The organism is Candidatus Poriferisodalis sp. (genome assembly GCF_965208925.1).
Lineage (GTDB): Bacteria > Actinomycetota > Acidimicrobiia > Acidimicrobiales > Poriferisodalaceae > Poriferisodalis.
In genome coordinates, this window is the sequence record NZ_OZ242364.1 from 558,633 (window position 1) to 570,150 (window position 11,518).

The 11,518-nt window shown below is 67.6% G+C and carries 8 protein-coding genes; 7 read left to right on the top strand and 1 reads right to left on the bottom strand.

The genetic code is table 11. The features are described from left to right. Window positions 1-109 precede the first annotated feature (109 nt). The 3 genes from ACOGI5_RS02325 (at window position 110) to ACOGI5_RS02335 (ending at window position 4,232) form a co-directional block, all read left to right on the top strand. The gene (locus tag ACOGI5_RS02325) at window positions 110-1,594 is read left to right on the top strand and encodes an MFS transporter (RefSeq protein WP_419862862.1); all 1,485 of its coding nucleotides are present in this window, start codon (window positions 110-112) and stop codon (window positions 1,592-1,594) included. A gap of 113 nt (window positions 1,595-1,707) precedes the next feature. Further along, window positions 1,708-2,691 carry a substrate-binding periplasmic protein gene (locus ACOGI5_RS02330; protein WP_419862863.1) on the top strand — a complete coding sequence of 328 codons (984 nt, stop codon included), beginning with the start codon at window positions 1,708-1,710 and terminating at the stop codon, window positions 2,689-2,691. Beyond that, complete coding sequence (locus tag ACOGI5_RS02335) at window positions 2,673-4,232, top strand: SDR family oxidoreductase (protein ID WP_419862864.1); 1,560 nt, start codon at window positions 2,673-2,675, stop codon at window positions 4,230-4,232. The genes ACOGI5_RS02330 and ACOGI5_RS02335 overlap by 19 nt, the downstream gene beginning before the upstream one ends. Here the strand turns inward: ACOGI5_RS02335 and ACOGI5_RS02340 are convergent. Then, window positions 4,201-7,668, bottom strand: coding sequence for a carboxyl transferase domain-containing protein (locus tag ACOGI5_RS02340; protein ID WP_419862865.1), 3,468 nt, complete (start codon window positions 7,666-7,668; stop codon window positions 4,201-4,203). The two genes, ACOGI5_RS02335 and ACOGI5_RS02340, sit on opposite strands and share 32 nt — an antisense overlap. Window positions 7,669-7,820: 152 nt before the next feature. Here ACOGI5_RS02340 and ACOGI5_RS02345 point away from each other — a divergent pair, with 152 nt between their 5' ends. From ACOGI5_RS02345 to ACOGI5_RS02360, 4 genes are all read left to right on the top strand, one after another. Continuing rightward, complete coding sequence (locus ACOGI5_RS02345) at window positions 7,821-8,495, top strand: nitroreductase family protein (protein ID WP_419862866.1); 675 nt, start codon at window positions 7,821-7,823, stop codon at window positions 8,493-8,495. A 33-nt stretch (window positions 8,496-8,528) separates the two neighbouring features. After that, complete coding sequence (locus tag ACOGI5_RS02350; protein WP_419862867.1) at window positions 8,529-9,779, top strand: acyl-CoA dehydrogenase family protein; 1,251 nt, start codon at window positions 8,529-8,531, stop codon at window positions 9,777-9,779. A 73-nt stretch (window positions 9,780-9,852) separates the two neighbouring features. After that, the gene (locus ACOGI5_RS02355) at window positions 9,853-10,575 is read left to right on the top strand and encodes a TSUP family transporter (protein ID WP_419862868.1); all 723 of its coding nucleotides are present in this window, start codon (window positions 9,853-9,855) and stop codon (window positions 10,573-10,575) included. A 320-nt stretch (window positions 10,576-10,895) separates the two neighbouring features. Further along, a complete protein-coding gene (locus ACOGI5_RS02360; RefSeq protein ID WP_419862869.1) occupies window positions 10,896-11,510 on the top strand; it encodes a hypothetical protein in 615 nt (204 codons plus the stop codon). Window positions 11,511-11,518: the final 8 nt, after the last annotated feature.

Consider the following 11,518-nt stretch of genomic DNA (forward strand, 5'->3'; position numbering starts at 1 on the left):
CGGCGACGAGCACGAACAGTGCCGACACACAGGCGACCGACCGCGATCGGCCACTTCTGCCATGGCGCGGCGGGCGCATCGGGGCAAGTTAGCTGGCAGGCTGTCCGGCGTGAATGTGCCGGTTGCCAGCGCCGAGCGCAGCCAGCCGTTCATTCGGGGTTGGGTGGTGCTCGCGGGCGTGTTCGGGGTGATGATGATCACCTCGGGCATGGTCTTCTATGCCCTCGGTGCCTTCCTGGATGCCTTCGTCGACGAGCAGGGCTTCAGCACCGGTCTCGCCAGCGGGGGCGTGAGTGTCTTCTTGCTGGCCTCAGGAGTGTGCGGGTACTACACGGGCAAGCTGGTCAACCGGTTCGATGCGCGATGGGTGATCACGGCGGGCACCGCCGTCAGCACGGCCGGCATGGCTCTGCTGGCCGAGATCCGTAACGGCTGGCAGATGTTTGCCGTGATGATCTTGTTCGGTATCGGCTTCGGACTCTGCGGCCTGGTGCCGACTACCACGTTGGTGACCCGCTGGTTCGAGCGGCGTCGCTCGGTGGCGATGGCAATCGCGTCAACCGGATTGTCGCTCGGCGGCATCATCCTGCTTCCCCAACTCATCCAACGAATCGAGAGTATTTCGTTGGTCTATTGGGCGCCCCGATTCGCGGTGGTGTACTGCGCCCTGCTGCTGATCTCGACCTGGGGCTTCATCCGTGCGTGGCCCGCAGATGTGGGACTGGGGCCCGATGGGGCTCGCCCGACTGACCACTCGGGCCGGACTCCCGTCGGCCCGCCACCCGGAACGTTGTACGGGCAGGCCATTCGGACACAGTTCTTCATCTTCACCGCTATCGGATTCGTGCTCGTGATGAGCAGCCAAGTCGGCGCGATCCACCACATCTACAAACTCACCGGCGACCGGCTGGGGCTGGAAGCCGCCGGGGCAGGCGCTGTGCAGCTGCTGGCTGGCACCAGCGTGGTTGCCAGGATCTGCGGGGGCGTCGCAGCGCTGAAGCTGTCGTTGCGCTGGCTCACGATGGCGTTGATGGTGGTGCAGGTAGTCGGTCTGTGCGTGCTGGCCGTTGCCGGCGACGAGCTCACCATCGTGGTGGGCGTGCTAGTGCTGGGAAGCGCCATGGGCAACCTGCTGATGCTGCACCCGCTGATCCTGGCCGACGCGTTCGGTGTGAAGGACTACCCGCGCATCTACGGATTCGGCTCGCTGCTCATGGTGTCGGGCCTAGCGGGAGGCCCGTTCATCGCCGGGGTCCTGCACGATGCCTACAGCTACCGCTCGGCGTTCTTCACCTTGGCGGCGATTGCCGTGGTGGGCCTGATCGTCTACAGCTTCGCCGGCAATCCCACTCGCGACTACCTCACGGCTCCACTGCCCGAATCTGAGTGGGCGGCTCCGATTCGGCCCCGATCCTCGCGGCCGACGCCGACTCCCGTGCTGACCATCTCCCGCGAACTCCCGAAGGGAGCGGACCGGCCAGTGCTCACCGGCAACGGCATCAATGGCGCCCTCGAAGACATGCCCGAACTCGGCGAGACCGAGCAGACCCGCGGCCGCGCCGCTCCGGAAGTCTGGTCGGTCGAACCCGCCTGAGCGGCAGAGGGAGCGCCATGAGGGCTCGCCTCCCGATGTCAATGGACGGCTGTCAACCGCGCGGGCCAAGGCAGACGGCGAGCCGTCTGCTCGCAGCTCTTGCTTTCGCCGGGATGGCAGTCGGCGCAGGCTGCTCAGGCACACCCGAAAGTCAGACGCAACGCACCGTTGCGGTCGCGTTCTACGGGTACTTCGAGCCTGTGAGCTACTCGGCTGATCCCGATGTGTCATCGGACGGGTTCGACGAACATCGCGGCTACGAAGCCGATCTGCTCAGCGGCGTGGAATCCATGGACGGCATCGGACTCGACTTCGAGCGCAGGGGTGTGGCTCACTGGGATGACATCTGGCTGCTGGCTGCATCCGATGAGGCCCACTTGGCATGCGGCGGCATCACGATTCTCGAAGCACGAACCTCGGGTGCCGACGGTCGGCCGGCGGTGGCATTCACTGACGGCCATATCGATTTCCGTCAGTCGCTGCTGGTGAGATCTGAGGACGCCGAGCGCCTGGCCACCTACGACGGCCTCGGTGCAGGTGATGTCGTGGGCGTGCTGCGGGGCACCACGGGAGAAGCTCGATTCCTGCAGATCATCGGCGTGGCTGATGACAACGGTGGCTTGGCGGCCGGCACGACGGTCGAAACCGATGCCGGTCGAGTGTTGGCACACGCCGACGGCGAGCTCAGGATCGACGCTGCCAGCGCCTCGCCCCAGCTGGCGTCTCGGCGTCGGCTCATTCCCGCGGGTCTCGGGAATCCGCAGGTGCTCTACCTAGGCGACACCGAAGGCTCGCCATTGGGCGAAGCAGCGCTCACCGATGCACTGCGCACGGGTCACGTCGACGCAGTCGCACGTGGCTCAGTCGGCAATGCCGAAGCCGCGACCGCTTCGGCAGGAGAGTTCGCCGTCGCAGCAACCGACATGCTGCAGGAGCGCGGCGGCTGCACGGTCGACATCGACGACACCGACCTGCTGGATCGCATGAACCGGGCCGTGGCGTGGCTGACCGACAACGGCCGGATCGGCTTCGCCGACTGGCTGGCCGATCCTGACGTGTTCCATACACGCGCAGCGGAGTGGGACGGGAACGGCTGATCGAGATCGGCTCGCGATACCGCTCGGCCGCTGGAAGCAACGAAGATGTGGTCGTGCAGCTCGCGGTGCTCGGAGCTACCGGCTACGTCGGCGGCCGGCTGGTCCCGCACTTGGTCGAACGCGGGCACGACGTCGTGTGCGTTTCCCGCCAGCCGGAACGAGTCGCTGGCCTTCCGTGGTCGGGAGATGTCTCGGTCAGGCGCGGCGACGTGCTCGACCCCGGCGGACTGGCGGCCGCACTCGACGGCTGCGAGACCGTCTACTACCTCGTGCACGCGATGGGCACAAGCGACAACTTCGCCGACGCCGACCGTGCCGGCGCACGCAACACCGCCAAAGCCGCAGCCGCCGCCGGGGTCAAGCACATCATCTATCTGGGCGGGCTCGGCGGCAACGAAGCCAGGACGCTGTCACCACACCTGTCCAGCCGCCACGAGGTTGGACGCCTGCTGGCCTCGGGCGACGTGCCGGTCACCGAACTGCGGGCTGCGGTCATCATCGGCTCGGGCAGCGCCTCATTCGAGATGCTGCGCCACCTCGTCGAGGTGCTGCCGGTGATGATCTGCCCACGGTGGGTCACCGCGACTCGCTGCCAGCCGGTCGCCATCGCCGACGTGCTGCACTGGCTCACCGCCGTGCTCGACCTTCCCGCGGGCGATCACCGGATCCTCGAGATCGGTGGGCCTGAGGTGGTCTCGTACCGGGACATGATGAGCGCGTACGCCCGCTGCGCCGGATTGCGCGGACGTGCCGTGATGCCAGCACCCGTGCTGACACCCCGGCTGTCGTCGCACTGGGTGAAGCTGGTGACGCCCCTGCCCTACGGACTCGCGCGCCCGCTGGTGGACAGCCTCGTCAATGACGTGGTCGTCACGCCCGCACGGGACATCCGCACCGTCATCGATCATGCACCACTGTCGCTCGACGACGCCTTGGCGAATGCGCTGCGCCACATCGACGATCTCGACGTCAGCACGAGCTGGATGGACAGCGCCCCGCAGCGCACCCCGGCATCGCCGATGCCCCAGGATCCCCAGTGGGCCGGAGGGACCGTGTACTCGGACGAGCGAGTCGAGGTGGTGGATGCACCGATCGCAGACGTCTTCGCTGCCGTGTCAGGCGTCGGTGGGGACCGCGGCTGGTACTCGGGCCAGACGCTGTGGGAGCTGCGCGGCGCATTCGACAATCTCATCGGGGGCGTCGGCATGAGACGCGGCCGCCGGCATCCCGACGAGCTGCGCGTCGGCGACGCCGTCGACTTCTTCCGCGTGGAGGCATGCGAACCACCGCACCTGCTGCGCCTCCGGGCCGAGATGCGCCTGCCCGGCGATGCGTGGCTCGAATGGCGGCTCAGCGAGGTTCCCGGCGGCGCGAAACTGCGCCAGCGCGCCCGATTCCGCCCCAAAGGGCTGCTGGGCCGCCTGTATTGGTGGGCGCTGATTCCCGTGCACACGGTGATCTTTCGCGGGTTGGTCGCACGCCTCGCGCAAGAGGCTCGCTCCCGGGCCGCTAGGGGCGGTAGGCAATCGGGCGCTGGGTGAGCCGCACGGGGCGACGGACGATGTCGTACGCGCCCTCGATCCACTCGCAGATCAGCGGCCTGGTCTCGCGTGGGTCGATCATCTCCTCGACTTGGAAGCGGTTCAGCGGGCCGATGGGGCCACGGGCGGCCTCGATGCGGGCCTCCAGCTCGGCCCTTAGCGCAACCGGATCCTCCGCCTCAGCCAGCTGTCGCTTGTAGGCAGCCTCGATGCCGCCTTCGGGCGGGATGCCGCCCACATCGGCGGCCGGCCATGCCACCCTGGCGCTGTGCTGGCGCCGCGGCGTGGCGTAGTTGTTGCCGGCCACGCCGAAGCTGCGGCGCATCAGCACGGTGTAGATCGGCACCGAAGCCTGCGCGAAGGCAGTCATCCAAGTGGCGCCCTTGCGGATGGTGCCGGTGATCTCGTGCTCCTTGCCGACGGCGAAGCCGGGGTTGTCGACCAGGTTCAGGATCGGCACGTGGAACATGTCGCACAGGTCGATGTGGCGGCTGAGCTTGTCGCAGCCGTCCGCGGTCAGGGCACCCCCGTTCCGATGGCGGCTGTCCGACGCCAGCACGCCGACCGGGTGCCCGTTCATGCGGGCAAAGCCGACGACCTGATCGGTCCCCCACAGCGGCCCGATCTCGAAGAACGAGCCGCGGTCGCAGATCAGCTCGATCCCGCGGCGAATGTCGAAGGTGGTGGTGCGCTTGCGGGGGATCAGCGTGAGCAGCTCCTCCTCGCAGCGGTCAGCCGGATCGGTGGGATCGGGGGCCAGCACCGGCGGTGCTTCGTACACCGACGACGGCAGGTACGACAGGAACCGCCGCACCAGCGCTGCGGCTTCCTCCTCGGTGTCTGCCAGGTTGTCCACCGAGCCGTTGGTGCAGTGGATGCGCCAGTCGCCGAGGTCTTCCTTGGAGATGTCGTAACCCATGGCGTGAGAGACGACCGGCGGTCCGGCCACGAAGAGCTGTGCGATGTCACGCACCATGACCGCGAAATGGCCCAGCACGGCCTTGGCTGCGCCGATGCCGACCACGCTGCCGAGCAGCATGTTCACCACCGGCACCGTCGCGAGCTGCTCCGCGTACTCGGTGCTGCCCAGGTGAGAGGGCAGGAACGACCCGCCGCCGCCCGACACCCGGGGGCGACCTGAGCGGATCGCGCCCGAGCTCTCCTTGGCGGTGCTCTCCCCGTCCCGCTTCTGCTCGGGAACCATGGAGGCGACGCTGCCGCCGCCCGACGAGCCGTCCAGCAGGCGGATCGACGGCACGCCCAGCTCCATCGACAGCAAGTCCAAATGGAAGCTCTTGGCACCGATGGCGCCGTCGGCGTGACCGCCACGGGAGGTGAAGTCATCGGCACAGAGGATCACGCCCCGGCCGTCGATCTTGCCGGTGCCGCCCACGTGGTTGGCAGGCGTGAATGCCGCGATCTCGCCCTCGTCGTCGTAGGAAGCGAAGCCTGCAAGGCTGCCGACCTCGCGGAAGCTGCCGTCGTCGAGCAGCAGGCGGATGCGGTCGCGGCAGTGCAGCTTTCCCCGGTTCCGCTGCCGCACGACGCCCAGTTCTTCGCTTTCGGGACTGAGGCGATCCTCTGCGAGCTGCTGCAGCGTGCGCACATCGTCGAGCTGCGGCAGCCAGCCTTCGTCGCGGTCCGCCTCGACCGTCGGGACACCGGTCGCCCCGGCAGCTTCGCCGGCGACGTCTGCTGCGATCACTGCGAGCACATCGGCGGCAGCCACGGTGTCGCCAGGCTGCATCGGCCGTAACGCTGCGACGGTTCCTGCAGCCGGGGCGACGACCTCTGTCTCCATCTTCATCGCGGACAGCACCACGAGCGTCTGGCCGGCCGTGACCGCGTCGCTCTCGGCGACTCGAACCTCGACGATGCTGGCGCCCACGGGGCTGGCAATGCCCACTTCCCCCGGGCTCAGCGCCCGGTCTGGCCACTGCGTCGTGGCTGCGCCGCCGCCGGCGCCGGACGTCGATGCGGGCTCGAGCAGTGCTGAGAGCTTCGACTGCTGCGGAGGGGCGAACCCGTTCGTCCCGCCCGACGCTTCGGCCGTCAGCGCCGGGTTCTCCGACAGCAGCGTCGTTCGGACGTCTCCCCCAGACACGTCGGGATGCTCGAGGATTGCCCGCAGCTGGCCGATGTTGGTCGGCAGATCGCCAACGTGGAAGTCCGCCAGGGCACGCGCTGTGCGGCTGACGGCGCCGTGCAAGCTGGCCGCCGAGCCGATCACCTTCGCCAGCAGCGGATCGAAGTTCGGCGGCGGACAATAGCCGGCGTAGCCTGCGGCGTCGACCCTGATCCCGGCACCCGACGGCTCCTGATAGGTCGAGATCGTGCCCGGGCCCGTCGCCACGACACGTGCTTGCACGGCATAGCCGCGCGGCGCGGCCATGAGCTGGCTCGCAGCTGCGAACGCAGCTGCGATCTGGCTCCGGTCGACGTTGGCGGGAACGATGCCGATCGACTCCAGCGTCGCCCCGTCGGCGATGCGGAACTGGGCTTCGACCAAGTCGGTGCCGATCACCTGCTCGGTGACCGTGTGCTCAACCTGGATCCGGGGGTTGGTCTCGATGAAGAAGTGCTCACCGGTCTCCGGCGAGACCAGGAACTCCACGGTGGCAGCGTTCACCAAGCCGGCTTCGGCCGCGAGCCGGACTGCATCGGCATGGAGGCGCTCTCGCAATGCGGAATCGAGTCCCGGTGCCGGCGCGATCTCGATCACCTTCTGGTTGCGCTGCTGGACCGAGCAGTCACGCTCCCACAGGTGGGCGACGTTCCCCTGACTGTCAGCGAGGATCTGCACCTCGATGTGCCGGGGTCGAGCGACGAGCCGCTCGACGAACACAGCACCGTTGCCGAATGCCGCAGCGGCCTCGCTGCGACAGCGGTCGAACGCCTCGGCCATGCCGTCTGCGCTCTCCACGGCGCGCATCCCCCGACCGCCGCCTCCCGCGGCAGCCTTCAGCATCACCGGAAAACCGACTGCTTCCGCTGCGGCCAGCGCAGCCGCCGCATCGGCCACCGAACAGTCCGAACCGGCGACGACCGGGATCTCCAACGAGGTGGCCAGCTCCCGCGCCCGCACCTTGTCGCCGAACAGCTCCAGCGCAGCAGGCGGCGGACCCACGAAGATCAGCCCGGCGTCCGCGCACGCGTGTGCGAACGCAGCGTTCTCAGCGAGGAAGCCGTAGCCCGGATGGACACTGTCGCAGCCGTGCCGGCGCGCGACGTCGATCAGTGCGTCGATGTCGAGATAGGAGGCGACAGGATCAGTTCCGGGCAGCTCTGCGGCTTCGTCGGCAGCGGTCAGGTGCAGGGAACGGCCGTCGACCGCCGCATGCACCGCCACCGAGTCGATGCCGAGCGCGTGCGCTGCCTTGGCGATCCGGATGGCGATCTCGCCGCGATTGGCGATCAGGACTCGATTCAGCGGCACGGCACTACCCCGTCGGTTTCGGCCCAGCGGCTCTTGCCCGTTGGTTCTCGACACCGGGATTGTGGCGCACAGCCACAGGTCGCGCACGGGCCGCACCCCAGGCGTGCCGCCCGCCCGCAGCGTTGATACGGCGGCGATGGTTGACTGTCGCGATGGAGATTTACGACGTCATGCGCACCACGTTCGCCGCTCGGGACTTCACCGACGACGAAGTCACCGACGAGGTGCTGTACCGCATCTTCGACAATGCCCGCTTCGCCGCGAGCGGCGGCAACCGCCAGGGCCACAAGGTCATCGTGGTGCGCGATCCGGCACGCAAGAAGCAGCTCGGGGATCTGTGCCTGCCAGCGATGCGCGTCGCCGCCGCGCAGGTCAAGGCCGGCGAGGTCTACTGGCAGAGCTACAGCCCGTCATCGGTGAACATCGAAGAAGCCATGGTCGACGAGTCGATTCCGGTGTGGATCCCGATGTTCGAGCAGATGGATCAGGTGCCGGTCGTGCTCGTGATCACCGTGGACCTGCGCGTGGTCGCTTCGATCGACAAGGAGCAAGACCGCATCGGCGTGGTCAGCGGTGCCTCGGTCTACCCGTTTGCCTGGAACATCCTGCTCGGCGCCCGCAACGAGGGCTTGGGCGGTGCGATGACGACGCTGCTCTCGGCCAAGGAACCCGCAGCCAAGGAGCTTCTCGGTCTCGAGGACTGGGAGGCCGTCTGCGCGCTGCTCCCCATCGGCAAGCCCACCAAGCAGCTCACCAAGCTGAGCAGAAAGCCGGTGGAGGAGATTGCGGTGCGCGAACGGGGCGACGGGGAGCCCTTCACGATCTAGCAAGCGCGCCGCACCGTCGGAGGAGGACGCCCGATGGCCATCGACTTCAGCTTGAGCCCGGAACTCGAGGAGCTGCGCAAGCGGATCGCCGCGTTCATCGATGTCGAGGTGCGACCGATCGAAGGCCGCATCGACGACGAACGGCTCGAGGAGACTGACCGCGACGCGTACGTGACCGCACTGCTGGGCATGCGCAAGCGGGCACGCGACGAGCAGCTCTGGCTGCCGCACATGCCTGCCGAGTGGGGCGGCATGGGGCTGGGCCACGTCGAGATGGCCATGGTGCAGGCCGAGGCGGCCAAGACCCGGTTCGGCCCGTGGGTGCTCAACTGCCAAGCGCCCAACGAAGGCAATATGCACACCCTGCTGCACTGGGGCACCGACGAGCAGAAGCAGCGCTACCTGGCGCCGCTGTGCGAGGGCCGGGCCGAGTCGTGCTTCGCGATGACCGAACCCGAAGTGGCCGGCTCAGATCCGACCCTCATCCAGACCAAGGGTTATCCCGACGGCGACGAGTGGGTGCTGAACGGCCACAAGTGGTTCATCTCGAATGCGCACCGGTCCAAGTTCGCCATCCTCATCGCCCGCACCGAGGACAATCCCGACATTCCACAGGCCGGCAACTCGGCGTTCATCGTGGACCTGCCGGCCGACGGATGGACCGAGGTGCGCCAGATCGAGACCATGCATGGCTCGACCGGCCACAGCGAGATCCTGATCGAGGATCTGCGAGTCGGCGCCGGCCAGATGCTGGGCGGCCGGGGCCAGGGGCACCTGCTGGGCCAGTACCGGCTGGGGCCAGCCCGCCTGGCGCACTGCATGCGCTGGATCGCCCAGGCCCAGACGGCACTCGACATGATGGTCGACCGGTCGCTCAACCGGTTCGCCCACGGCTCGCTGCTGGCCGAGAAGCAGGGCATCCAATGGATGATCGCCGACAGCACCATGGAGCTGTATCAGGCGAAGCTGATGGTGCTGCACGCCGCCTACAAGATCGACCGGGCCCAAGCCGGCACCGGCGAGGATTTCAAGGCCGAGGTGTCGATGGCGAAGCACTTCGTGGCCAACATGCTCGGCCGGGTCATCGATCGCTCCATCCAGGTGCACGGGGCGCTCGGCTACTCCACCGACACCCCGCTGGCGCACATGTACCAGCACGCCCGCTGGGCCCGCTTCGCCGACGGCGCCGACGAGGTGCACCAGATGCGCATCGCCCAGCGCACCATCGCTGCTTACACCGACACGGGCAGCACCGCGGCCGCGACCGGCAACCTGCCGGTGTGAGGAGATGCGCGAACGGCGAATCTCTCGATGAGCGGCCCCGGAGTCGCTCCGTGAACTCGGCGAAGGTCGCCCGATGAGCGTCTGGGAGTACATCGTCGCTGCGCTGTTCATCGCCGCGGGCGCGAGCATCCAGGCGTGCATCGGCCTGGGCATGGGGCTGATTGCAGGGCCGGTGCTGGTGACCATCGAACCGACGGCCGTGCCGGGGTCGATGCTGATCATCGCTTCGGGCATCAACCTGCGAAATGCCGTCATCGACCGTCCCGCCCTTCGTACGGGCCCGCTGGGTCGGCAGCTGATGACTGCGCCGATCGGTATGGCGGCAGGCATCACGCTGTGGTGGGCGATGGACGAGCGCGCCCTGGCAATCGCCGTGAGCCTGTTCGTGCTGCTCGCCGTGGGCGTGCAAGCCGCCGGCGTCCGGCCGCCCGAGGGAACCCTGGCCGATTACGCCGCTGGGGCCGGCACTGCGTTCTCGTCTTCGGTGGCCGCCATCCCGGGACCGGTGTATGCGATCTTCGCTAACCACTGGAGACCATCGCAAATGCGGTCCACGATGGCGACCTACATGCTGGTGGTGGCCCCGGTGATCATCGGCGTCCAGGCGCTGATCGGCGGCTTCGGCCTGCGTCAGCTGTGGATCGGGCTGGGCCTGCTGCCTGCGGTTGCCCTGGGGCTGCCGCTCGGGTGGTGGCTGCGGCCGCGCCTGGCCGGACACCGATTTCGCATGATCGTGCTGTCGGTTGCCGCCACCAGCGCGACGGTCGTGCTCGTCCGCCAACTCGTCAACGCCTGATGTACGAACGGTTCAGTGACGTGGAGAGTGCTGGAACGCATCTGCACAACTGCGTCAACAACGGTGCCGGGCGTACCCGGCTCTCGAGAGCGGCTCCGTACTGATGGGGCTGAACCGTATTGCTGTTGCCGACGCTCGGATCGGGCACACTGGCCCCATGTCGGCGGCTGAGCATCCAAAGCTGCTGCTGAGGGAGTACCCGCCTCGGCCCATGACCGATGTGGAACGCGGCGACGAACTGGCAAGTTTGCTTCGGCTCGCGATGCATCTGCCGCGGAACAGTTCTCCCGAACTGGAGTACCCCGTCTTCAGGAGTCGGCGTGAGCGACCCGGCGTCTGAAGCTCTCGCTCCTGACATTCTGAGTCTCATCAGGCGCCTGCATGATTCGCTTGAGCGATCCGGGCTGCCGTATGCGTTTGGAGGAGCGCTGGCGTTGGCGTGGTGCATTCCTGAGCCGCGCACCACGAGAGATGTGGACCTCAACATCTTCGTCGAGGCCGAATCGGCCGCGGTTGCACTTGCTGCGCTTCCATCCGACATCGTCGCGACCGATGCCGAACAGTCCGAACTGAGGGAGCGAGGTCAAACGCGTCTGATGTGGGACACGATTCCGGTCGACGTCTTCTTGACGAACGATCCGTTTCACAGTGAAGTGGCGACGCGAATCGTCCGGCGGCCGTTCCTAGGCGAGCAGATGCCATTCCTGTGCTGCTCAGACCTCGCCCTATTCAAGGTGTTCTTCGACCGGCCAAAGGACTGGTTCGACATCGGCGAGATGTTCGAAGCGCGCTCGATCGACCTGGCCGAGATGACAACGCTCGTAGGCGAACTGCTAGACGGCGACGACTACCGGGTCACCGAACTTCGCAAGGCGCACGATGTCGGGGAGCGCACCCGGTACCGCCGCGCAGCGGGCGGTCAGCCAAGCTCCTGACCGTCGAG